The following is a 23,955-nucleotide window of genomic DNA, read 5'->3' as shown; positions in this document are numbered from 1 at the left end:
CCATGACGATTCAGGTAGACCTGGGCGGTCCGCTGAGGCCGTCCGACCTGCTGGCCGCCCGGGAACCCATCACGGTCACGACCGGTCCCGCCGTCCGCGAACGGATGGCTGCCGCCCGCGTTTTCCTGGACAAGGCGCTCGGCGACGACCGGGCCGTGTACGGCGCCACCACCGGCTTCGGCGCGCTGGTCGGCTACGCGGGCCGCACCGACCAGCGGGATCAGGCCGACAACACCCTCGCCCACCTCGGCGCCGGTCAGGGCCCCGACCTGGATCCCGCTCTCGTCCGGGCGGCCCTGCTCGTCCGCGCGTGGTCGCTCGCCCAGGGCGTGTCGGGCGCGTCGCCGCATGTCGTGGACGCGCTCACGGCGATGCTGGCCACCACGTTCACCCCGGCGGTGCCGCGGTTCGGGTCGGTCGGGGCCAGCGGTGACCTGATTCCGCTCGGCGCGGCCGCCCAGGCGTTGCGCGGCCGGGGACACGCGTACGTGGACGGCGAACGCCTGGAAGCGGCGGAGGCTTTACGCCGTACGGGAATCAAGCCTTTGACCTTGGACGGACGGGACGCGCTCGCCCTGGTCAACGGCACGTCGCTGACCACCGCCGCGCTCGCGCTCGCGCAGGCCGGCGTCCGCCGCTCGCACCGCTCGGCCCAGTTGCTGACCTGCCTGCTCGCCGACCAGCTGGGCTGCGACCCGCAGTTCCTCGACCCACGGCTGATCGGCCGCTTCCACCACCCGGGCGTGTCGGCGGTGGCCGCGAGCATGCGTGCCACGCTCGACGGCTGTGTCCCGTCGGGTGAGCGGCCGCTGCAGGAGCCGTACAGCATCAGATGTTCTCCACAGTTGCTCGGCGCGGCCGAGGACGCCTTGCGCTATGTGGACAACGTCGTCGAGGCCGATCTGGGCGGTGTCAGCGACAACCCGCTGCTCTTCCCCGACGACGACGCGGTGGTGCACGGGGGCAACTTCTTCGGGCAGCCCGCGTCGTTCGCGGCGGACCTGCTCACCATCGTGGAAGCCCAGGTGGGCAATCTGGTCGAGCGGCAACTGGACCTGCTCGTCGACCCGCACCGCAACGGCGGGCTGCCGCCCATGCTCGCGGCGGGTCCCGGCCGGCAGCACGGGTTGCAGGGGGTTCAGCTGGCGTCGACGGCGCTGATCGCCGAGATCCGCCGGGACGCGACGCCCGCGAGCATGCAGAGCCTGCCCACCAACCTGCACAACCAGGACGTCGTCCCGTTCGGCACCCAGGCCGCCCTGCGCGCCCTCGACCAGGCCGGGCTGCTGCGGCTGCTGTGCGGGTCGCTCGCGCTCGGGCTGCGCCAGGCCGCACACGTCGGCGCCCGGCGGCCGTCGTCGCACGGATGCGAGACGCTGCTCGCCGCGCTCGAACAGGCCGTGCCGCCGATCGATCCGGACCGTCCGCTCGAGGCCGATGTGCACATCTGCGCCCGGACCGTCGAGGATATTGAAATTTCTCTGATTTCCGGTTCGTAGCGTCCGGTCCGTGACGCTCGACTACCTGATCATCGGGGCGGGACCGGCCGGCCTGCAGCTGGCCGCCCTGCTCGAGGACGCCGGCGACCGACCCGACTACCTGGTGCTGGAGGCGGGCGACGGGCCCGGGACGTTCTTCCGGACGTACCCCCGCCACCGCACGCTCATCTCGATCAACAAGACGCACACGGGCACGGACGATCCCGAGCTCAACCTGCGCAACGACTGGAACTCGCTGCTCACCGACGACCCGGCCCTGCTGTTCACCGGTTACACCGGCCGCTACTTCCCCGACGCGAGCGTGATGGTTCGGTACCTGGCCGACTTCGCCGTCAAGACCGGCGTGAACGTCCGCTACAACACGCGGGTCACGACCATTTCCCGTACGGGCGACGAGTTCGCGGTCCGCGCGGGCGACGAGACGTACCGGGCCAAGCGGGTGATCGTGGCAACCGGCATGTCCCGGCAGCACCGGCCCGACATTCCCGGCCTGGAGCTGGCCGAGGGCTACGACGAGATGCCGGTGGACCCGCACGACTTCCTCGACCAGCGGGTGCTCATCATCGGCAAGGGCAACTCGGCGTTCGAGACCGCCGACAACCTGATCGAGACGACCTCGCTGATCCACGTGGCGGGGCCGCACTCGATCAAGCTGGCGTGGCGCACGCACTACGTCGGGCACCTGCGGGCGGTCAACAACAACTTCCTCGACACGTACCAGCTGAAGTCGGCCAACGCGATCCTCGACGGCACCGTGCGTGGCATCGAGAGGGACGGTGACGAGCTGAAGGTAACGTTCGCCTTCGCCCGAGCCGACGAGGTGGTCAAGGAGCTCCGGTACGACCGGGTGCTGGTCTGCACCGGGTTCGGGTTCGACGCGTCCGTCTTCGACGACAGCGCCCGCCCGTCGCTGGCCATCAACGACCGCTTCCCCGCGCAGACCTCGGCGTGGGAGTCGGTGAACGTGCCCGGACTGTATTTCGCCGGCACGCTCACCCAGCAACGCGACTTCAAGAAGTCCACCAGCGGGTTCATCCACGGGTTCCGGTACAGCGTACGAGCCCTCCACAGGATCCTCGATCAGCGGTACGGCGGCAGGCCGTGGCCATCGGCGCCGGTGGACAACACGCCCGAGGCACTTACGGACGCGATCGTCGCCCGGGTCAACCGCACCTCGGCCCTGTGGCAGCAGTTCGGCTTCCTCGCCGACGTCGTCAAGGCCGACGGCGAGTACCTGCGGGAGGTGCCCGTCGACTACTTCACCGAGGGCGGCGTGGGACAGGGTCCCGCCTTCGTCGTCACGCTCGAGTACGGGCCGCAGCACGACCAGGTGGACCCGTTCGACATCACGGTGAGCCGCATCGCCCAGGACTCCCCCGGTCAGGCCCACGACGCCGCCTACCTGCACCCGGTGGTCCGCTTCCACGCCGACGGCCAGGTCCGGGCCACCCACCACCTGGCCGAGAACCTCGAGAACCGATGGGACCGGCCGGACGTGCACGTGGCGCCGCTGGCCGCCTTCATCGCGCGATGCCTGGGCCGATGACCGAGCCGGACGGCGCCGCGAACCGCGCGGACCTGCCGGGCCGGGTCGCTCTGAACCCGGTCCACCGGGATTTCTTCGCCGGCGGCGCCGGGGAGGAACGCACGCTGCGGCGCAACGAGGAGGCGTTCGCGCAGCGGTGGATCGTGCCACGGGTGCTGCGCGGCGCGGGCGCCCGCGACCTGCGGACCACCCTGTTCGGCACCGACCTGACCATGCCCGTGCTCATCGCGCCGACCGCTTTCCACCGGCTCGCCCACCCCGCCGGGGAGGTCGGCACGGCCCGGGCAGCCGCCGCGGCCGGAACAATCATGGTGCTGAGCATGGCGGCCACCCAGCCGGTGGAGGACGTGGCCGCAACCGGCGCACACCTGTGGATGCAGGTCTATCCACAGCCCGACGAGGACTTCCAGCGCCATGTCGTCAAGCGCGCCGGGGCAGCCGGTTGCCGGGCGCTCGTCGTGACGGTCGACTCGCCGGTCCTCGGCCGCCGCGAACGCGACCGCCGCCACGGCTTCCGCGACCTGCCCGCCGGGTTCGCCTGCGAGAACATGCGCGACGCGGACGGCCGCCTCCGGGACATCGCCATGGATCCCGCCCTCAGCTGGGAGCACATCGACCGGCTGCGGGCGTCCACCGGGCTGCCGATCCTGCTCAAGGGAATCCTCCATCCACAGGACGCGCGGCTCGCCGTCGAGCACGGTGTGGACGGGCTGATCGTGTCGAACCACGGCGGACGCCAGCTTGACGGCGCGCTCGCGACTGTGGACGCGCTGCCCGCCGTGGTCCGGGCTGTGGACAACCGGATCCCGGTGCTGCTCGACGGCGGGGTCCGGCGGGGCGCCGACGTCGTGGTCGCGCTGGCCCTGGGCGCCACGGCCGTGCTGGTCGGCCGCCCCGTCATCTGGGGTCTTGCGGCCGGCGGCCCCGGCGGCGTACGGGATGTGCTGGAGACCCTGCGCGACGAGCTGGACCACACCCTGGCCCTGGCCGGAGCCCGCCGCCCGGCCGACCTGAGCGCGGACCAGGTCGCGTGAACGCGCCGACGGCCGTGGCGGTCATTGTGCTCCTGGGCGCCGGGCTGTGGACCCTGCCGGGATGGCTGCCACCGGCCGTGATCCGGCTGCGCGAGCACATTTTCCGGCGGGTCAACGGAACGGAAGGCATCCCCGTGCCGGGTCCGCTGATCGGGGCGGAGGACTTCGAGCGCGTCTACAGCAACCCAGCCGCCGACGGGCGCAGCAGGGGCGCCGGGCTGTCGGACCTGTTCTGGTACTGGCTCGCGCCCGGCCCACAGATGCACCAGGAACACCTCGAACCCGGGGACCGGTACCGCGCCGTGGCCCGCACGACCCGCCAGGTCCTCGCTGTCCCGCACAGCCGGTCGGACGAGCTGGCCACCGCGGCCACCCGGCGTGTCCTCGACGAGCTGCCCCTCGACCGTACGAGTTTCACCCGCGTACGGGATCTCATGATGCCCGTCTGGGCCGAGGTCTACCACGAGCTCGTCTTCCAGGAACCGTGCGACCGGCGTGTCCGCGACCTGATCGTGGCCAACGCGGACGACGTCGTCACCGCGCTCAAGGGCACCCGGCCCCGCAGGATGTGGCGGCGCGCCAGGCTCACCCGGCATCTGCGGGCGCGGGTGGACGACGGCGCCTGCCCGGTCGTGCTGCCCGAGCCGTTCACCGCCGAGGAGACGACCTGGTATCTGCAGGGCGCCTTCTTCAACACCGCCGTCGTGCAGATGTCCGAGGCGATGGCGCACATCCTGCTGTGCGCGGCGAGCACCACCGCCGACCCGGACGACGACGACGCGCTCGACCGGCTCATCGACGAGACCCTGCGGGTGCATCCGCTGTTCGGCATCGCGCACCGGATCACGTCCGCGCCGATCGAGCTGGACAGCGGCGTCACCGTTCCCACCGGGTCGGTTCTGCTCTTCAACTACCTCGCCTTCCAGCGCACCGGGCCGGCCGGCGACGACGAGTTCCGCCCCGGCCGATGGCTCACGCTGCGACGCAAAGAGGCCCACTTCATCCCGTACGGGATAACGGCGAACCGGGCCTGTCCGGCGCGCGGGGTCGCCCCGGTGATGCTGCGCGCCGCGACCCGGGAAGTGTTGCGCCGCTTCGCCGTGACCTCGACCGCCGCGCACACCCGTTCGCTGCCGAGCCGGGGACCGGCCTACCTGACCCCGGCCGGACGGCGCGAGCCCGGCTCGTCGCGGCGGCAGTGGATGCGCGTACGGGATCGGTGGGAGAACGCCGGACGTTCGGTGCTGCAGCTCGGCTTCGGCACGTGGATGGTGTTCGACGCCCGTCGTCAGCGGCTCTGCGCCACGTATTTCGACCAGGTCCATCAATGACCGAGGAGGCACGGCAGTGACCCCGACCGAGTTGGCGCCGCGGTTCTTCATCGCCGTCGCGGTGATTCTGCTGTTCTGCAAGCTCATCGCCTGGCTGCTCGGCAAGGTGGGCCAGCCGCCGGTGGTGAGCGAGATGCTCGCCGGCGTGCTGCTCGGGCCTTCGCTGCTCGGTCTGCTGCTCCCCGGCGTACAGGGATCGCTCTTTCCCCCCGCCCTGTACCCGGTGCTCTATGTGGTGGGCCAGGTCGGGCTGGTCCTGTTCATGTTCCAGGCCGGGTACGCCTTCAAGAGCCATCGCACGCCGCGGCTGGCCGGAACGGCGGGTGCCGTCTCGCTCGCGGGCATCACGGCGCCGCTGATACTCGGGGTGCTGCTCGTCCTCGTGGCCGGTGGGCCGGTCCGCAAGGAGGGCGTGTCGACCGGGGTGACCGCGGCCTTCGTCGGCGTGGCGCTGGCCATCACCGCGTTCCCCATGCTGGCCCGCATCATCACCGAGCGCGGGCAGGCCGGCACCCGGCACGGGTCGTTGTCGCTGGCGTCCGGCGCGATGGACGACCTGGTCGCCTGGATCATGCTGGCCGTGGTGCTGGCGTTCGCCTCCGGCGAGTCGGGCCCGGCGCTGGTCACCGCGGGTGGCGCGGTCATCTTCGGCCTGGTGATGTGGCTGGCCGGCCCCCGGGTGGCGCGGGCGCTGATGTCCAGCGACCGGATCGCCGAACGCGGCCGGCTGCTCGGCACGGTGGCGCTGCTGTTCCTGGTCGCCTGGTACACCGACGAGATCGGCCTGTACGCCGTGTTCGGCGCGTTCGCGGTCGGGGTCGTCATGCCGCGGCACGAGCGCACCGACAGGGTCGTCGAAACGCTCTCGCCCGTCGCCACGGCCGTCTTCCTGCCGCTGTTCTTCACGTTCTCGGGCCTGCGTACGGAGTTCGGCCTGCTCAGCGACCCGGCGGTGCTGCTGTTCGCGGTGGTGTGCGTGACGGCGGCCATCGTCGGCAAGTTCGGCGCGTGCTGGGGCGCGGCCCGGCTGCGGGGCGAGACGAACGGCGTGTCGCTGCGTGTGGGCGCGCTAATGAACGCCCGCGGGCTGATGCAGCTCATCGCGCTCAACGTCGGTCTCGAGGCCGGGGTGGTGAACTCCTCGCTGTTCACCGTCCTGGTGCTGGTCGCGCTGGTCACCACCATCATGACGACGCCGCTGCTGAGCTTCATCGAACGCCGCGAGCGCCGGGCGGAGCCCGTACGGGAGAAGCTCGCAGTCAATTGAGAGGTTGTGAACTCAACTTTCGCCTTTGCAAGCACCAAGACATATGCGACTGTCGATGGATGCGCCGCCTTCTGCTCGTCGAGGACGACACCGAGCTGAGCGAACTGCTGACCGACGCGTTACGCGACGAGGGTTACGCGGTCGATCGGGCCCCCGACGGGCAACGCGGCCTGCACCTCGGGCTGACCAGGCCGTACGACGTGATGGTGATCGACCGTCTGCTGCCCGCGCTGGACGGGCTGGACCTGCTCGCGCGGCTCCGCTCCCGTGCCGTGCCCGCTCGCGCCCTGATGCTCACCGCGCTCGGCACCGTGGCCGACCGGATCGCGGGCCTCGACGTCGGCGCCGACGACTACCTGGCCAAACCGTTCGACCTGGACGAGCTGAGCGCCCGGCTGCGCGCCCTGTGCCGGCGCACGCCGGACACGGCCGAGGTGCTGCGCGTCGGTGACGGGCTTCTCGACCTGGCGATGCGCGACGTCGTGCTGGCCGACGGCGGCCGGGTGGCGTTGTCCTCGCGCGAGTTCGAACTGCTGCGTGTGCTGGCCGCACGGCCGTCCACGGTGCACTCCCGCGATCAGCTGCGGGCGGGCGTGTTCGACGAGGCGCCGGCCGCGTCCATCGTGGACACGTACGTCTATTACCTGCGGCGCAAACTGGGCCGCGGCGTCGTGCGTACGGTGCACGGCCTGGGTTACCGGCTGGGCACGCTGTGACCGAGCCCGAACGCGCGATCATACGCCGCGCCCGGATCCGGATGAGCCTGCTGGTCGGCACGGCCGTCGGGCTGCTGCTGGCGTTGGTCGGGGCGGTGGCGTACACGACGCTGGTGGCCGGCCAGGAACGCCAGATCCAGCGGGAACTGGCGTGGGGCGCCGAGAACGGCAGCGTCACCGGGCCGGTCGGCTGCACCTGGATCATCGTGCTCGAGCAGGGCCGCATCACCGCCGGCCCGGCACAGCCCCCGGCCGGTTTCCCCTTGCGCGACGCCATCTATCGGGTCGCTGCCGGTGGCGACCGCGAGATCGTGACCGTTCCCCGGGACGGCACCGTCTATCACGTACGCACCCAGGCCACCGACACCGGCGTCGTCCAGGCCGTGTTCGACGCGCGCTACCAGCTGGCCGACCGGCGGCACCTGCTGTGGGCGTTCGCGCTGGCCGCCACGATCGGCGTGCTGGCCGCGCTGGCCACCGGGCTCGTCGTCGCGCACCGCTCGGTGGCTCCGCTGGTCGAGGCGCTCGCCCGGCAGCGCCGGTTCGTGGCCGACGCCAGCCACGAGCTGCGCACCCCCATCGCCCAGGTGCACACCCGCGCCCAGCTGCTCGCCCGCCGCGCCCGCAGCTCCGACCGCCGCGACCTGGAACGGCTGGTCGGCACCACCCGCCGCCTGGGCGAGATCGTCGAGGAGCTGCTGCTCTCGGCCCGGCTGGCCGGTTCCCCCGACGACCGCCCGCCCACCGCTCCGGTCGACCTGACGGCGCTGGCCGAGGCGGCGGTGGCACACGAGTCCGACCGGGCCGCCGAGCGATCGGTCACCGTCACCCTGAGCACACCGGAGCACCCCGTGGAGGTCGACGGCGTGCCCTCGGCCCTGCGCCGGGTGGTGAGCGAGCTGCTGGCCAACGCGCTGACGCACACTCCCCCGGGCGGCGCCATCGGGGTCACCGTACGCTGCACCGAGCGCAACGCCGAGGTGCGTGTGGAGGACACCGGCCCCGGCTTCCACCCCGCCGACGCCTCCCGCCTGTTCGACCGCTTCCACCGCGGCGCGGGCGCCGGTGACCGCCGGTTCGGGCTGGGTCTGGCCCTGGTGCGCGAGGTCGTCACCAGCCACGGCGGCACCATCGCGGCCGAGGGCCGCCCGGGCGAGGGCGCCACGTTCACGGTCACCCTGAAGCGTCACCGGGCTCGGCCCGCGGCACCAGTTTCCGCAGCAGAGCCGCCGGCGTCTCCCGCTCGGTCGCGGTGAGCGGGGGCCGGCAGGGCCGCTCCGGCCCCATAGCTTGACCCTGCCCCCCACGGCGCGACCGGCGTCGGCAGAATCATGCGACATGACGCTCAGCGAGGCCGAGACGGCCGTGGTGGCAGCCGCACGGGCGGGCACCCGGGTGGACGTACGGGAAGACCCGGTGCTGCGCGGGCCACAGCTTGCCGAGGCGTTGCGGACTGCGGGTGACCTACGTTCCGTCCACATCGCCGGCGCGACGGTCGAGGGCGCGTTCGACCTGGGGTTTGCCGAGATCACGGCGCCGCTGCGGTTCGAGGACTGCGACTTCGACACCGCGCCCGACCTGAGCTGGACGCATCTACGGTTCGTCAGCTTCACCGGCTGCACGTTGCCCGGCTTGAGGGCGGCCAACGCCACCGTGAACGGCGACATCTCGGCCCGCGGGTCCACCCTGCGGGGGCGGCTCAACCTCTTCCACACCCGGTGTTCCGGCAACATCACGCTCGACGACGCCACTCTGGGTTCGGGTATCTCGGCCGACAGCGTCGTGGTGGAGGGCGGCTTCTTCGCCCGCCGCTGCACAGTGGACGGTGAGGTACGGATGCGGCACGCCCGCATCGGGGACGCGCTCACGTTCACCGGGTCGACGCTGCGCAACCCGGGCCGCGTGGTCGTCCGGCTCGACCGGGCCACCCTGAGCGGCGGGTTGTTCCTGGGCAACGGCACCGAGATCACGGGCGAGGTGCGGGCCCTGAGCACCGAGATCCACCGCACGCTCAGCCTGGCCGAGGGCGTCTTCGAGCGTACGGGCGGGGTGGCTCTTCGCTTCGACGCCGCCCGCATCGAGGGGGAGCTCGACGGGCGGCACAAGCTCCGGGTGCGGGGCGCCTTCCGGATGGAGGACGCCGTGGTCAGCGGTCCCGTCCGGCTCGAAGGCGCGTCGCTGGCCAACCCGGGCGGAGCGGCGCTGGCGGCCAACGGGCTGCGCGCCGGCGGCCTGCTCAACTGCTGCGACGGTTTCCGGGCCGAGGGCAGCGTGCATCTGACCGGGGCGCAGATCGGCACCCGGCTCTGCTTCGACGACGCCGCCGTTGAGGAACTGCACTGCTGGCGGGTGCAGGCGGGCGAGATCACGCTGCGGTTCGCCGCGCCGCCCGGATCGATCGACCTGCGTTACGCCCGTACGGGGGTCCTGCGCGACGACCCGGCGACCTGGCCGGCGGTGCTCCTGCTGGACGGGCTCACCTACGACATCCTCGACCCGCAGACCACCCCGGCCCGCCGCGTCGACTGGCTGTCACGCGACCCCGGCGGGCACCACCGCCAGCCGTACGAGCAACTGGCCACCGTGCTGCGCGCCCAGGGCCGGCCCGACGCCGCCCGCGTGCTGCTGCTGGCCCGTCAACGCCGCGACACCCGGCGCGCGAGCCGGGCCGCACGGGTGTGGGGTTACCTGCAGGACGCGACGGTCGGCTACGGTTACCTGCCCCAACGGGCCGCGGTCATCTTCGCCGCCCTGCTCGTGCTGGGCACCGTCGTCTTCGGCGCCAGTCCCCCCGCCGCCGCCGAGCCGGCCAAGGCGCCGCCGTTCAACGCCCTGATCTACACGCTCGACCTGCTCCTGCCGATCCTCGACTTCGGCCAGCAGTCCGCTTTCGTGCCGCGCGGCGCCCACCAGTGGGCCTCGTACGCCTTCATCATCGCCGGCGTCATCCTGGCCACAACCATCGCCGCCGGCCTGTCCCGCTCCCTTCGCAGAACCTGAAAAACACACACCCATCGATGGAGTGAGCCGGGGCGGTACGGCTCGCCTCGGGCGGCTATGGTCGGGCGCATGCCGACGTTGCCCCCGGCTGAACCAGCCGCACTCGACGACCTGCGCGCCCGGCTGCGCGCCACCCGCTGGCCCGACACGCCCGAGGAAGCCGGCTGGGAGCTCGGCGCCGACGTCGGCTATCTGCGCGAGCTGGTCGAGTACTGGGCCGACGGTTTCGACTGGCGCAAACAGGAGGCCGCGCTCAACGAGTTCCCGCACGTGCGGCGCAACGGCATCCACGCGATCCACGCCCGGGGCCGGGGCCCGGCGCCGTTCCCGCTCCTTCTCTGCCACGGCTGGCCCGACTCGTTCTGGCGCTACCTCAAGGTGATCCCGCTGCTCACCGACCCGGGCGCCCACGGCGGCGACCCGGCCGACGCGTTCGACGTGGTCGTGCCCGACATGCCGGGCTTCGGCTATTCCGAACGGCCCGCTCAGCCGCTGAACTCGATCGACGTCGCCAACCTGTGGGCAGCCCTGATGACCGACCTGGGCCACCGCCGTTTCGGCGCCGCGGGCGGCGACATGGGCAGCCACGTCGCCCGTTACCTGGCGCTCGACCACCCCGCCCGCGTCACCGCCGTGCACCGCACCGACGCCGGCCTGCCCGTCTTCACCGGCGACCCGGCCACGCTGACCCCTTCGGAATCCGCTTACCTGCGCGAAGCCGCCGAGTGGGGCGCGCGCGAGGGCGCGTACGCGATGATCCACCGCACCAAGCCGCAAACCGCGGCCGTCGGCCTCACCGACTCCCCCGCCGGCCTGGCCGCCTGGATGGTCGAAAAGATGCGCTCCTGGAGCGACTGCGCCGGCGACCTCGACCGCAGCTTCACCCGCGACGAGATCCTCACCAACGTGACGATCTACTGGCTGACCGGCACGATCGGCTCGTCCATGCGCATGTACAGGGCCAACGCCGCCATCGACCCCGCCCAGCACGCCCGGCGCGTCGAGGTCCCCTCCGGCTTCACCCTCTACCGCGGCGACGTGCTGCAGCCACCCCGCGCCTGGCTCGACCGCGTCGCCAACACCGTCCGCGTCACCGAGGCCCCCCGCGGCGGCCACTTCGCCCCGTTCGAGGAACCCGAGTCCTACGCCCACGAACTGCGCGAGTTCTTCCGCCCCTACCGCAACCCCTGATCCCGTACGCCTCGTCACCTCCCCCAACCGCACCCCCCACCGAACCGGGGGCGCCTCGCGAGCCCGCCGGGGCGCAAGGTCCGTGCCGCGAGCTCCGGCCGTGGTGGTCCAAGATGGGGCATGCGACCCGTCCCGCCCACCATCGCGCCCGGAAGCCTCGCCGTGCGCCCCCAACCCACCATCGCCGGACCCGGCGGCCTGGTGCTGCGGCCGTGGGAGGCCGGTGACGCGCCGGTGTTCTTCGCCGCCTACCAGGACCCGGCCATCCAGCACTGGCACGGCCGCCACCCCGAGTCCGAGGCCCAGGTCCGCGAATGGTTCGAGCAGTACCGCCAAGGCTGGCAACAGGAGCGCGGCGCCAGCTGGGCCGTGACCCACGAGAACGGCGAAGTGCTGGGCCGCACGGCGCTCGGCCGGTTCGACCTGCGGGAGGGGTCTGCCGTCTGCGCCTACTGGGTTCTCCCCGCCGCCCGCGGAACGGGCGTGGCACCCCGGGCTCTCATCGCGGTCAGCGCCTGGGCCCTCGGCGAGGCGGGCTTCCACCGCCTGCATCTCAGCCACTCCACCCGCAACAACGCATCCTGCCGTGTCGCCGTGAAGGCCGGCTTCCAGCTCGAAGGCACCAAGCGCAGCGACGCCGTCCACTCCGACGGCCGCCACGACATGCACCTGCACGCCCGAATCCGGGGCGACGCGTAGCCGGAGCACAGCTCACCAACCGCCGGCGCGGCTCCCCCAATCCCGCAAGTCAGTCGGCACGGCACCCCCACCCCAGCCCACCAGCGGGCACGACACCCCACCCCCGCAAGTCAGCCTGCGCAGCTCCGCCACCCCGCCCACCAGCAGGCACGGCATCCCCCTCCGCCCACCAGCGAGCACGGCGTCCCACTCCCGCCCACCAGCAGGCACGACGTCCCACTCCCGCCCACCAGCAGGCACGACGTCCCACTCCCGCCCACCAGCGAGCACGACGTCCCACTCCCGCCCACCAGCGAGCACGACGTCCCACTCCCGCCCACCAGCGGGAGCCGTGGCCCCGAGCGGCCAGCCATCCGCCGGCGCTCACGACGTCGGCGACCCCCGTTGCCGGCGCCGCGGGACCAACGCCACCATCCACGAACGAGTCCCACCCACTCCGGCTCCACCCGTAAGTGAGTACTCGCATCCGACCCGGTCGCTGCGCCGCTCGGGCTGTGCCGGCTACAACGGTCTGCGGGCTGGTGACGCCGGTCAGGCGGTGCGGCGGTAACGGATGTGGGTGGTCAGGGGCGAGTGCAGGACCTCTACGGGTTCGAAGCCGAACGACTCCACGCCGTCGAAGATGCGTTCGCCCGAGCCGAGCAGGACCGGCGTGATGTCCAGGGTCAGTTCGTCGATCACACCGGCGAGCAGGGCCTGCCGGACGGTTGAGGCGCCGCCGGCGATGTCGATGCCCTTGTCCCCGGCCGCCTCGCGGGCAGCGGCGTAGGCCGCGTCGAAGCCCCCGGTGACGAAGTGGAAAGTTGTGCCGCCTTCCATCTCGATCGGGTCGTGGGCGTGATGGGTCAGCACGAACACCGGCGCGTGGTACGGCGGTTCGGCGCCCCACCAGCCTTTCCAGTCCTCGTCCCAGTCACCGCGGATCGGGCCGAACATGTTGCGGCCCATCACGTACGCGCCGCGCGGGCGCAGCAGCCATTCGCTCGCGAGCTTGTCGGCGTCGGTGGCCCGTGGATCGCCGATGTGCCAGGCGTGCAGCTCCAGCCCCCGCCGGCCGAGTGGATGCTCGCGGCTCTGATCTGGCCCCGCGACGAATCCGTCCAGCGATATCGACATGTGACAGGTGGTGTCCGGCACTGCGAGCCTCCCAAGTGATTGCGTTTTGCAACCGGTAATGCGCACAATAGCAGCCGACGAGTCCGCCGGTGCGCCCCACTGTTCCGCCGCCCGCCAGGCTCGCAAGACCCAACCGGAGGCGACGTGGACGACGGCGGCCCCGGTCACGCGGCGCTTGACAGACGAAAGGCCGACCACCACACGGACGGAGCACCAACCCAACCCGGACAGGGTCGGTCGGCAGGGCCGCACAGGGCCGGACATCACGACGGTGACCGCGCAGGGCGGCGTGTAGGGATTTGAGCCGCTGAGGGCGCTGCGTCAGGAGGGACGATGGCCACGTTCGTGTTGATTCATGGGGCCGGAGATGTCGGGTGGTATTGGCATCTGGTCGAAGCGGAGCTCCGCCGGCGCGGCCACGACACGGTTGCGCCCGATCTGCCGTGCGACGACGACACCGCCGGGCTGACCGAGTACGCCGACGCCGTGATCAGCGCGGTCGGAGCCAGTACCGGGAATTTGACCGACGAGCACACGGGGAAGCCGGCCGACAACCGTACAGGGAAACCAGCCGACGAGCGCACGGGGAATCAAGCCGGAGAGCGCACAGGAAAACCAGCCGACAACCGCACGGGGAAACCAACCGACGAGCGCACGGGGAATCCGGGCGGGGGGCGTACGGGGAAGGTGGTTGTGGTTGGTCAGTCGCTGGGCGGCTTCACGGCTCCGCTTGTCTGTGAGCGGCTCAGGGCCGACCTGCTCGTGCTCGTGGCGCCCATGATCCCCGCCCCGGGTGAGTCGGTGATCGAGTACTGGAGGAACACCGGGTACGACCAGGAGCCGACCGGCGACCACAACGGCACGATCGAGCTGTTCTATCAGGACGTGCCGCCCGCCCTGGCCGCCGAGGCCGTTGAGCGCGGCAAGAATCAGTCCGACGCCCGGATGGGTGAGCCGTCGCCGCTGACCCGCTGGCCCGACGTGCCGACCCGCGTGGTCCTGTGCCGTGACGACCGGCTGTTTCCACCCCGCTATCTGCGCCGGGTCGCCGCCGAACGGCTCGGAGTCACGCCGGACGAGATCGAGGGCGGCCACACCCCCGCGTTGAGTCGCCCACGGGAGCTGGCCGCCCTGCTCGATTCGTTTCTGAGCCGTTAGGCCGGAACCGGCACCGGGCCGGCCGTGGGGCGGGTCAGCAGCAGGGCCCAGGCGGCGACCGCGAGCACGGCCCCGGCGACCGTCAGCTGCAGCAGCATCCACGGCGTCCCGTACGACCAGTACGGGCCGGCGTTCAGGGCGCTGTGCACCGTCCAGGCGACGTCGTCGGACGAGGCCAGCACCCGCCACACGTTGACCCAGAAGGCGAACGCCGGCAACGCGAGGGTGGCCAGCCCGGCGGCCGCGAGCGCGGAAGCGAGTCGGCGGCGCGGCACGGTCAGCGCGCGCACCCGATAGGCCCCCGCGGCCGCCACGAGCCATCCGCCGACGAGGCCCAGCAGCGCGCCGGCCAGCGCGGCCGGGATCATCGCGCCCGTGCCGGCCGGCCACACGTTGACGGAAACCGTGCCGTGACCGTTGCCGACGTAGCCGCTGACCTCGAGACGCAGCCCGTCACGGGTGGCCTCGAACTCGCTGCCGTGCAGGGGCACCTCGGCCACGGCGCCGGTGTCGGGATCCCACGCGAAGGACTTGCCTGTACGGGGTGCGATCGCGCCGGTCTGCCACCCGTCGGCCGCAAGGCGCTGCTGGGCCGCCTCGGGTGTCCAGCCGGGTTGGTCGGTCGTGGCCGAGGCCATCGTCGTCCACCAGGGCGACGCCGAGCGGTCGGAGCCGAACTCGACCCCGCCGCCTGCCACCTGGCGCGTCAGGGCCTCGAGCCGGGCGTCGCCGGGCAGGTCGGCGAACGTCCGCTCGGCCGCCCACGAGCCCGCGGCCGCCCCGAACGCGCCGCCGATCACCGTGATCAGCACCGCCGCGAGCCAGGCCAGCGGGCGGCCGGAGGGCAGGCGAAAGCGTTGACGCGCGCCGCTGAGCACCAGATGCCAGGAGTCGGCCCGGGTGGGGCGGGTCTGCTCGTCGCCGGCCATCTCGAGCAGGGTGGTGACGATCTCGGCGCCGTGACCGCGCCGGTAGGGACCGGGGTAGGCGAGCAGGAGGCGGCGGTAGCGGCGTTCGATGCTCACGCGGCACCGCCGAACGACAGCTTGGGGCGCTTGCTCAACCTCTTCTCAGCGGCCGCGGCGTTGCGCCGCAACCGCTCGATCTCGGACGCCAGCGCCCCCGCGCCGCTGTCGGTTATGCGGTAGTAACGCCGCAGCCGGCCCTCGACCACCTCTTCGCGGTCGACCTCGATGTGGCCCTGCTCAGCAAGGCGTTCGAGAGCGCCGTAGAGCGTGCCGGCGCGCAGATTGACGTGGCCGTCGGAGAGCTCGGCGACGGCCTGGATGATGCCGTAGCCGTGCAATGGCTGGTCGGCCACCGAGGCAAGGATCAGGAAAGTCGGTTCCCGCATGGCCCCCACAGTACGGCTAGCGATATATACCGTCAACCGTGTGCTCGAGCATCGACCAGCAGCCCTTCCCGTCACGCTTGGCGGCGTACATCGCCGTGTCGGCCCGGTGCAGCAGGCCGCCCACGTCGTCGCCGGGCGCGGCGCAGGCCACCCCGATGCTGGCGTTGGCATGCACGGCGGTGCCCTCGAACGGAATTGGTTCTTCCAGCGCGGCGAGGATCCGGTCGGCCGTGCGCACGGCCTCGCCGGTGTCGCAGTCGCGCAGCAGCACCGCGAACTCGTCGCCGCCCAGCCTCGCGGCGAGGTCGCCGGGGCGTACGGAGGAACGCAGTTTTTCCGCCACGCCGATCAGCAGCGTGTCCCCGGCGGCGTGGCCGAGCGTGTCGTTGACGGCCTTGAACCCGTCGAGGTCGATCAGCAGCACGCCGATCCGGCCGGGCAGCGCCGGCGCGACCTGGTCATGGAAGTGGGTACGGTTCGCCAGCCCGGTCAGGCCGTCGGTCTCGGCCTGCCGGCGCAGCCTGACCTCGTGTTCGCGCAGCTCGGCCAGGGTGGCGTCGAGCCGTTCGATCAGGCGGGTGTTGTCGTGGAAGGCGGCCAGCTGCCGGCACACCACGAGCGCGAAGATGAGGCCCAGCCCGGTGAGCGCACCCCACAGGCGGGTGCTGGGCTTGTCGGGCAGCACCACGAGCACCGAGGCAAAAGCCACCGCGATCGACCCGTACGGGAGGAGGCTGTAGGGCTTGCGACGGCGCGTCCCGGAAGTCGTGGCCTCGGAGTCGCGCACGACGATCTCCTGCAACCGCGGGCCGATCAGGATGAGCATCGACGGGAGCAGCCGTACGGCGTAGACGTGGGCGGGCATGGGGCCGTCGGCCGCCGGGGCGAGGAAGAAGCCGATCGTGTTGACGACAGCCGAGCCGATCATCGGCAGGGCCGCGAAGCGGTGCATGGGCGCGTTGCCGCTGAGCACCAGCTTCACCGCGGCGAAACCCGAGGTCAAGATGACCGCGCCGGAGACCAGCGTGCTCAGCACGTTGCCCGGCTCGCTCGGGGCGACAGCGAAACACCAGGCCACGACGGCGCCGCCGATGAGCACGGTGGCCGCGTCGAGCCAGAACGCGAGCATCTCGCGGCGGCTGCGACCGGGCATGGGATGGGCCAGCATCGCGACGATCAGCACGCCGACGCCGACCGCGAAGCAGCCGCTCTGGATCGGGCCGCCGACCGTCGACCACTGGTCGTGTCCCCGCAGAGCGAGAACCACCTGGGACGTGTCGCCGATCGTGAACGTGGCCGCGACCAGCGTCAGCACCGCCCAGAACCGGCGGGCCGGCATCGTGGAGATCCGGTATACCCGCCACGACGAATAGACGAGCACCAGGTCGAGCGGCGGCTGGAACAGCCAGAAGAGCTGGACCTGCCGGTTGGCGTCCCCGGCGGCGGTGAGGATCAGCAGGCAGCCGGTCAGCACCCACAGGGCGGACGCGATGATGACGGGGTCCCGTCGGAAAGCGGTGAGACCCGACCTGTGCTGCTTCACGCAGTCGCTATCGGCTGCCGGGGCGAAGGTCTGAGGTTTCACCCCGTACGGTCGCCGGGGTCAGCCCGTCAGGAGCGCCGCCTTGGGGCGCGCACCCCGCCCGGCCGCCGCGACGAGCGCCGCAGCCTGATCGGCGGCGTGTCGGCCGGCTTGACCCGGCGGCATCCCCCACCGGTCACCGGCCGCGCGGCGACGCTCGCGGAGCACTGCTTCCGCCGCCAGAAGAACGACCATTGCCCAAGACCACGCATGCGGGCTCCTCCCCCGTCCCGACCCGGAGCCCCAGTCTCGGCCACACCTCCGACCGGCGCCAACCTCCCTCAGCCCGCTGTCAGCTTCAGCACACCGGCCCGACCGCGATCGTGCGCCGGCACGCCGCCCCGATCCCGGCCGGCCGAACCGGGAACGGCCCCCCGATGCCATGCGGCCCGTGGCCCACGGGCGGCCACCCGGGATCCGGGCCGGGATTCCTGAGCCGGGGACGACGTTGGTCTCAGCGATCCGTGTTGAGCTTGGAATGGCGACGGCCGCAGAAGGCGTACAGGATCGAACCGAGCAGAAACCACGCGGCGAAACGCGCATCCACAACGGCCGATCCGTCACCCACGGGCCAGGGCGATGGCGATGAACAGCCCGTAAAAGACGACGAAGCCCGCGATCAGGGCAATCGTCGTGCCGGGCCCGATCGTGTGCTCCCACTCCTCGTCATCCACAACCACCCAACGACACTCCCGCCACAGATCGACGACCTTTCACCCGTACGGGGGGCCGGCGGCGACGGGGTCGATCGGGACCCCGTACGGGGTCGGGCGGCGAACACGCGACCGACCAGGACGCCCCACAGGGGCCAGCAGCGAACACGCGACCCACCACGACCCCGCACAGCGGCCAGCAGCGAACACCCGACCCACCACAACCCCGCACAGGCGCCGGCGGCGAACACGCGACGACCAGGACGCCGTACAGGGTCAGCGTGAGAGGCGGGCCGTCAGCTCGTCGGCGGCCGCCTGCCAAGCGCCCTCGGTGTCGCCGGTGAGTTTCTCCAGCAGGGTGGGGACGCCGTCGACCTGGCGGGGGTCGCCCGACCAGCGCAGCAGCGTGTTCGCCGCGTGGTAGCGGACCAGGTATTCGGGGTCGCGGACCGCCGTGGCCAGCGCCCGCACCAGGGCTGTGCTGGGCGGGAAGCTGCCCAGGGCGACGGCGGCGTCGAGGCGTACGAGCTCGGAAGTGGCCCCGGACAGGGCGCCGGCGATCGGCATGGCCCAGCCGGGGTCGCGGGTCAGGGTGTAGAGGGCCTCGGCCACGCGGATGCGGAACTCGTCGGTGGCGCGGACGAGAGCTGTGCGCAGGATGCTCACGGCGTCGGCGGGGGCGAGCCCGGCGGCGGCCAGCGCGGTGAACGACTGGGCCGCCAGCATGTCGCCGGCGGCCAGTCCGGCTCGCAGCATCCGTTCGACGCGGCGCGGCTCGCGGCGGGCAGCCTCGATCAGGCCCGTGAACTGCGGCCCGTCACGCCGCACCGTGCCGGGGACGCCGAAGGTCTCGCGCCGCCACTGCTGCCACTCCGCATCCCCGTTCATCGACGGACATTATTACCATGGCTAGCTGAGAGTGGTCACATCGCCACCCGGCGAGGCGCGGAAATCAGCGGGACACGGCCGGCGACCCACAGAAGACCGGAACCCGGCGGGCCACGGCCTTCGGCGTTCGGAGCCGAAGGCCGTGGCCCGATGCGGAACGGAAATCGACGTGCCACGGCCTTCGACGCGTCGGGGTCGGCGGCCGGCTGCGGAGTCAACGGACCACGGCCTTCGACGCGTCCCGGGTCGGCGGCCGGCTGCGAAGTCAGTCGGCCACGGCCTTCGACGCGTCCGGATCGACGGCCGGCTGCGAAGTCAGTGGGCCATCGCCTTCGGCGCGTCCGGGTCGACGGCCAGCGGGCCGCTGCGGAACAGCAGCGCCGAGACGACCGCGCAGGCCAGGAACAGGCCGCACGACCACCAGAACACGGTGTGGTAGCTGGCGAGCGAAGCCTCGGCCATCAGGGTGGCCGAGCGCGGGTGCGAGGTGGCGTAGTTCGTGGCCGCGGTGGCCGCGAACGAGCTCAGCAGGGCCGTGCCGATCGAGCCGCCGATCTGCTGCACCGTGTTGATCATTGCCGAGGCCACGCCGGCGTCGCGGTGCTCGACGCCGCTGGTGGCGGCGTTCTGCGTGGGCGCGAAGACCAGGCCGAGACCCAGGCCGATGACCAGCAGGCCGGGCAGCACGCCCGACGCGTAGGTGGAGTCCAGGTCGAGGCGGGTCAGGAACGCCATGCCGCCCGCGGCGATCAGCGCGCCCAGCGGAACCAGCGGGCGCGGGCCGATCCTGGGGGTGAGCATCGAGCCGGCCGTGGTGGCCGAGAGCATGATCGCGCCGAGCATCGGCAGGAACGCCAGGCCGGTCTGCACGGGCGTGAAGCCGAGGTTGCCGACCAGGTAGTACGTGAGGAACAGGAAGATGCCGAACATGCCCATGCCGGAGATGCTGATCGCGGCGTAGGAGCCGCCCCGGTTGCGGTCGAGCACCACGCGCAGCGGCAGCAGCGGGTTGGCGACCCGCAACTCGATCACCACGAACGCGACCAGCAGCACCACACCGCCGATCATGGGCGCCAGCGCGGTGGCCGAGCCCCAGCCGTCGGTCTCCACCTTGCCGAGGCCGAAGACCAGGCCGACCAGACCGAGGACCGAGGTGACCACTCCCGGGATGTCGATCCGGGCGCGGGACGTGACCGGCTCGTCGGTGAGACGCCACAGCGCACCGGCCACGGCGACCGCCGCGATGACCAGGTTGACCAGCAGGCACCAGCGCCACGAGGCGTACTCGGTCAGGAAGCCGCCCAGCAGCAGTCCGACCGCGCCGCCGGCGCCCGAGATCGCGCCGAAGATGCCGAACGCCTTGCCGCGCTCGGTGGGTTCGGTGAAGGTGGTGGACAGCAGCGAAAGGGCGGCCGGGGCGAGGGCGGCCCCGAAGGCGCCCTGCAACGCGCGGGCCGCGATCAGCATCTCGAGCCCGTCGGCGACGCCGCCGAGGGCCGAGGCCAGCGCGAAACCGACGAGGCCGATGAGGAACATGCGCTTGCGGCCGAAGAAGTCCGACAGGCGCCCGCCGAGCAGCAACAGGGAACCGAAGGCGAGCGCGTACGCGGTGACGACCCACTGCCGGTCGGCGTCGGAGAACGCGAGGTCGGCCTGGGCCGTCGGCAGCGCGATGTTCACGATGGTCGCGTCCAGCACGACCATGAGCTGGGCGGTCGCGAGCACGACGAGCGCCCACCAGCGGCCCGTCTGTGCCGGTGGCGCGGGCGGCGGCACAGCCGGGCGCGCCTGAATGTCGGTGGTCATCCGTAACCTTCCACGTACGCGGGTTGGTGTCGTTCCCCGCATCGGCAGAGGTCCGGACGGTCATGAGACGCCCGCTCGGGAAAGCTACCGATCGGCGACCATCTCGCGCCGGACCCGCTCCTGACGGACGGCGAGCCCCCAGCCGGCGTCACCTGGGCGTTCTGCGCCGGCCCGCGTTCGAGCACCTCGGCGCGCAGCCCCGGCGGACGGGCCGGGTGCGACCCGGTATCGACCACTGTGGTTCCCGGCTGCGACCATGGTCGTCATGCGTCGGCCGCGACTGCCCGGGAGCAGATACTGGTTGTCCTACCTGTACGCCGGGATCGGCATCCTGTTGTTGCTGGGCAGCTTCCTGACGCTCTATCCGCTGCGGCACACCGAGGGTTTCGGCACCGAGCTGCGCATCAACATCGGGGCGAACCTGTTCGACCTGGTGCTGGCGGTGCTCGTGCTGCAGCCGCTGGTGTTGTCGCTCAACCGCAACGCCGTACGCTGGCGCACCCGGCTCGACTACCGCGACGTCATCCGGCGCATCGACAGCGCGACCGACCGCGTCGACATCTGGAAGCACTGGACAGGCCTGCTCGAGACGGAGCACCTGGACGGGTTCCGGGCCGCTGTGATGGCCGCGCTCGACCGGGGTGTGCACTTCCGCATCATGCTGACCGACCCGTCGTGCCCCGACGCCGCCGAGCGGGCCCGGCAGGTGGCCCCGACCGACGCGATCGCGCTGATGCGGCTCAACATCGAGCAGCTCGACGCGTTCCTGCGGTCGCTGCCGGGGCGCCACCGCGAGCGGTTCCAGGTGCGGATCAGCCAGATCGGCCCGGCCCACGCCTTCTATCGCGTCGACAACTGGCTCTCGTACGGGCTGTTCCGTGACCGCCGCGTGAGCGAGAACCACCAGCGTGAGGTACGGGTGCGCGGTGACGTGGGCGGGCTCGCGCTGGAGGCCTTCACGACCCGGTGGGGCGCGGCGGGCCTGCTGGACCTCGCCGACCACTACCGGCTGCGGGTCGGCGAGCTGACCCTGCGTTACGTGCTGCACGAGGGCGAGCACTGGGTCGACATCGACGAGAGCGAGCTGCCGCGCGAGGTCGCCACCACGACGCTGGCCGACGTCAGCCCCGAGACCAGGAAGAGCGTGCTGGCCCTGTACTCCGCGAAGTACGGGCCGGGCCGGCACGCCGTCCTGCTCCGGCTGGCCGCCGCGTGATCAGGCCAGCAGCTTGCCCACGTTCTCGGGGGCGAAGAACTCGACGGGCGACGTCACCCCTGAGTTGAGCCGCGCGAACGCGTCCATGGCGGGCTGCTTGCCGGCGATGCCCGACACCAGCGCGATCATCTGCTCGTCGGGCGGCTGCAGCGAGGCGATGCCCAGCGTCATCCGGTAGTGCGGCATGGCCCGGGTGTCGCGGCGGCTCTGATAACCGGCCAGCGCGTCGTCCCACGGCTTGCCGCCGCCCAGCGTCTCGGCGAGCGCCTCGGCCAGGCCCTCGGCGTCGAGGAAGGCGTCGGTGATGCCCTGCGCGGTGATGAAGTCGCGCGAGTAGCCGGCGTCGCCGACCAGGGCCCAGCCCGGACCGTACGGGACCCGGAAGTAGTTGGGGACCGAGGCGCCGACCAGTTTCTCCTCGCGCTTGGCGTCGCGGATGCGCTCGGCGAACCCGGGCGACGACTCGAACATCGCCATCAGCGTGCCCTCGACGTCGTTGCGGTGCTCGGCCAGCTCCGCGTGCGGCCAGCCGCCGATCACCAGGGTGAGGTCGTCGTTGGTCGGGCACACCGCCCAGCCCCGCCCGGGCCGGCTGTACGCCTCGAACGTGTCGGTCGGCAGGTTGCTCCAGTACGAGTAGTAACCCACCGTCAGGGGCGGGTGATCCTCGTACGCGGGTGCCTGTGCCGCCTTGGCCACCACCGAGTTACGCCCGTCGGCGCCGACCACCACCCGCGCCCGCTCGACCTGCCCGCCGCTGCCCCGGATGCCGGTGACCCGCCCGTCCTCGACCAGCACTTCCTCGACACCGAAACCTTCGCGCACCTCGGCCCCGGCAGCCGCGGCGGCGTCCAGGAGGATCTTGTCGAGCAGGAGGCGGCGAGGCGCATACGCGTACGGGGATTCGGCCGTGCCCGGCGCGCCGGCGAGCTGGACCGGCCCGAAGTCGAACGAGTAACGCCCCACCGGCGGGCACCCGGTCGCCGCGACCTGGCCGAGCAACCCCCACCGCTGCAGCGCTGCCGCGCCCGGCGGGTGGATCACGTGGGTGGAGACGGTGTCGCTGGGAAAGGTGGCCCGGTCGACCAGCAGCGTCCGCAGGCCCCGGCGGGCGAGCAACATGGCCAGCGGAGACCCGGCACAGCGGGCACCGATCACGATGACGTCATACACCTCGCCATAGTGGATGACGCGCGTCACCCGTGTCGACGCCCGATCAACCATCATTGTCCGACTTTTCCGGCCCTTGCCTCCCGGACGACCGCCTCACAGCCAGTCGTGTTCGCGGGCGTAGCGGGCCGCCTCGTGCCTGGTCGAGGTCTGGGTCTTCTGCATGGCGCTGGACAGGTAGTTGCGGACGGTTCCGGGGGCGAGGTGCAGCCGGGCAGCGATGTCGGCCACCGAGTAGCCCTCGCCGGTCACCCGCAGGACGTCCAGTTCGCGGTCGGTGAGGGGGACGTCGTCGATGACGGCCAGCGCGGACACGTCCGGGTCGATCCAGCGTTTGCCCCCGTGCAGTGTGGCGATGACCGTCGCGATGTGCGCCGGGTCGGCTGACTTGCTCACGAACCCCTGCACCCCCAGTTTCAAGGCCTTCCGCAGCACGCCGGGACGGGCGTGCCGGGTGAGCATGAGGATGACCTGCTGGGGCCGGGACTTACGGATCTCGGCGACTGCCCCCAGCCCGTCCACGTTCGGCATCTCCAGGTCGATCACCAGCACGTCCGGGGAGTGCCGCAGGGTCGCGGCCACAGCCTGCTCGCCGTCGGAAGCCTCGGCCAACACGGTGATGTCGCCCTCGAGCGGCAGCAGGGCGGCGATCGCCTTGCGCAGCAGCGCCTCGTCGTCGGCCAGAACCACGCTCGTCATCGAGCACCCACCCCAGGAAGGCCGGCCGGC

Annotated in this window: 20 protein-coding genes; 12 read left to right on the top strand and 8 right to left on the bottom strand. The window is 71.9% G+C overall.

Annotation, left to right across the window (positions count from 1 at the left end; all coding sequences use genetic code 11):
- Window positions 1-2: 2 nt before the first annotated feature.
- The 10 genes from C8E87_RS35240 (at window position 3) to C8E87_RS35195 (ending at window position 12,283) form a co-directional block, all read left to right on the top strand.
- The gene (locus C8E87_RS35240) at window positions 3-1,499 is read left to right on the top strand and encodes an aromatic amino acid ammonia-lyase (protein ID WP_133877734.1); all 1,497 of its coding nucleotides are present in this window, start codon (window positions 3-5) and stop codon (window positions 1,497-1,499) included.
- Window positions 1,500-1,509: 10 nt separating this feature from the next.
- Window positions 1,510-3,045: an NAD(P)-binding domain-containing protein gene (locus C8E87_RS35235; RefSeq protein WP_133877733.1), complete on the top strand. Its 1,536-nt coding sequence runs from the start codon at window positions 1,510-1,512 to the stop codon at window positions 3,043-3,045.
- Window positions 3,042-4,079, top strand: a complete 1,038-nt coding sequence (locus C8E87_RS35230) for an alpha-hydroxy acid oxidase (RefSeq protein WP_133877732.1) — start codon at window positions 3,042-3,044, stop codon at window positions 4,077-4,079. Before C8E87_RS35235 ends, C8E87_RS35230 begins: the two co-directional genes overlap by 4 nt.
- Window positions 4,076-5,410 (top strand): cytochrome P450, encoded by a 1,335-nt coding sequence (locus tag C8E87_RS35225; RefSeq protein ID WP_133877731.1) that lies wholly within the window; start codon window positions 4,076-4,078, stop codon window positions 5,408-5,410. The genes C8E87_RS35230 and C8E87_RS35225 overlap by 4 nt, the downstream gene beginning before the upstream one ends.
- Window positions 5,411-5,426: 16 nt before the next feature.
- Window positions 5,427-6,677, top strand: a complete 1,251-nt coding sequence (locus C8E87_RS35220) for a cation:proton antiporter (RefSeq protein ID WP_133877730.1) — start codon at window positions 5,427-5,429, stop codon at window positions 6,675-6,677.
- Window positions 6,678-6,736: 59 nt separating this feature from the next.
- The gene (locus C8E87_RS35215; protein ID WP_133877729.1) at window positions 6,737-7,393 is read left to right on the top strand and encodes a response regulator transcription factor; all 657 of its coding nucleotides are present in this window, start codon (window positions 6,737-6,739) and stop codon (window positions 7,391-7,393) included.
- Entirely contained in the window at window positions 7,390-8,649 is a 1,260-nt protein-coding gene (locus C8E87_RS35210; protein WP_133877728.1) for a sensor histidine kinase, read from the top strand. The genes C8E87_RS35215 and C8E87_RS35210 overlap by 4 nt, the downstream gene beginning before the upstream one ends.
- Before the next feature lie 82 nt (window positions 8,650-8,731).
- The gene (locus C8E87_RS35205) at window positions 8,732-10,393 is read left to right on the top strand and encodes a hypothetical protein (RefSeq protein ID WP_133877727.1); all 1,662 of its coding nucleotides are present in this window, start codon (window positions 8,732-8,734) and stop codon (window positions 10,391-10,393) included.
- Window positions 10,394-10,462: 69 nt separating this feature from the next.
- On the top strand, window positions 10,463-11,584 hold the full coding sequence (locus tag C8E87_RS35200) for an epoxide hydrolase family protein (RefSeq protein WP_239080448.1): 1,122 nt from the start codon (window positions 10,463-10,465) through the stop codon (window positions 11,582-11,584).
- A gap of 120 nt (window positions 11,585-11,704) precedes the next feature.
- A complete protein-coding gene (locus C8E87_RS35195; RefSeq protein ID WP_133877725.1) occupies window positions 11,705-12,283 on the top strand; it encodes a GNAT family N-acetyltransferase in 579 nt (192 codons plus the stop codon).
- A gap of 531 nt (window positions 12,284-12,814) precedes the next feature.
- Here the strand turns inward: C8E87_RS35195 and C8E87_RS35190 are convergent.
- Entirely contained in the window at window positions 12,815-13,399 is a 585-nt protein-coding gene (locus C8E87_RS35190) for a dihydrofolate reductase family protein (protein ID WP_203720824.1), read from the bottom strand.
- A gap of 333 nt (window positions 13,400-13,732) precedes the next feature.
- Here C8E87_RS35190 and C8E87_RS35185 point away from each other — a divergent pair, with 333 nt between their 5' ends.
- Window positions 13,733-14,557, top strand: a complete 825-nt coding sequence (locus C8E87_RS35185; RefSeq protein ID WP_133877723.1) for an alpha/beta fold hydrolase — start codon at window positions 13,733-13,735, stop codon at window positions 14,555-14,557.
- On the opposite strand, the gene C8E87_RS35180 is transcribed toward C8E87_RS35185, so the two are convergent.
- The 5 genes from C8E87_RS35180 to C8E87_RS35155 form a co-directional block, all read right to left on the bottom strand.
- Entirely contained in the window at window positions 14,554-15,582 is a 1,029-nt protein-coding gene (locus tag C8E87_RS35180) for a hypothetical protein (RefSeq protein WP_133877722.1), read from the bottom strand. The two genes, C8E87_RS35185 and C8E87_RS35180, sit on opposite strands and share 4 nt — an antisense overlap.
- The gene (locus tag C8E87_RS35175; protein WP_133877721.1) at window positions 15,579-15,911 is read right to left on the bottom strand and encodes a PadR family transcriptional regulator; all 333 of its coding nucleotides are present in this window, start codon (window positions 15,909-15,911) and stop codon (window positions 15,579-15,581) included. Before C8E87_RS35175 ends, C8E87_RS35180 begins: the two co-directional genes overlap by 4 nt.
- A gap of 16 nt (window positions 15,912-15,927) precedes the next feature.
- Window positions 15,928-17,454 (bottom strand): GGDEF domain-containing protein, encoded by a 1,527-nt coding sequence (locus tag C8E87_RS35170; RefSeq protein ID WP_239080450.1) that lies wholly within the window; start codon window positions 17,452-17,454, stop codon window positions 15,928-15,930.
- A 968-nt stretch (window positions 17,455-18,422) separates the two neighbouring features.
- Window positions 18,423-19,034 (bottom strand): HEAT repeat domain-containing protein, encoded by a 612-nt coding sequence (locus C8E87_RS35160; protein ID WP_133877719.1) that lies wholly within the window; start codon window positions 19,032-19,034, stop codon window positions 18,423-18,425.
- Window positions 19,035-19,349: 315 nt separating this feature from the next.
- Entirely contained in the window at window positions 19,350-20,840 is a 1,491-nt protein-coding gene (locus C8E87_RS35155) for a DHA2 family efflux MFS transporter permease subunit (RefSeq protein ID WP_133877718.1), read from the bottom strand.
- 265 nt (window positions 20,841-21,105) lie between these two features.
- Here C8E87_RS35155 and C8E87_RS35150 point away from each other — a divergent pair, with 265 nt between their 5' ends.
- On the top strand, window positions 21,106-22,056 hold the full coding sequence (locus C8E87_RS35150; RefSeq protein WP_133877717.1) for a putative type IV secretion/conjugal transfer ATPase: 951 nt from the start codon (window positions 21,106-21,108) through the stop codon (window positions 22,054-22,056).
- On the opposite strand, the gene C8E87_RS35145 is transcribed toward C8E87_RS35150, so the two are convergent.
- Both C8E87_RS35145 and C8E87_RS35140 read right to left on the bottom strand, forming a co-directional pair.
- Window positions 22,057-23,229 carry an NAD(P)/FAD-dependent oxidoreductase gene (locus C8E87_RS35145; protein WP_239080451.1) on the bottom strand — a complete coding sequence of 391 codons (1,173 nt, stop codon included), beginning with the start codon at window positions 23,227-23,229 and terminating at the stop codon, window positions 22,057-22,059.
- Window positions 23,230-23,322: 93 nt separating this feature from the next.
- Window positions 23,323-23,925, bottom strand: coding sequence for a response regulator transcription factor (locus C8E87_RS35140; protein WP_133877716.1), 603 nt, complete (start codon window positions 23,923-23,925; stop codon window positions 23,323-23,325).
- Window positions 23,926-23,955 lie beyond the last annotated feature (30 nt).

This window comes from Paractinoplanes brasiliensis, assembly GCF_004362215.1.
Taxonomy (GTDB): Bacteria; Actinomycetota; Actinomycetes; order Mycobacteriales; family Micromonosporaceae; genus Actinoplanes; species Actinoplanes brasiliensis.
Note: the sequence above shows the minus strand (reverse complement) of the source record. Positions and strands in the feature narration are given on the sequence as shown.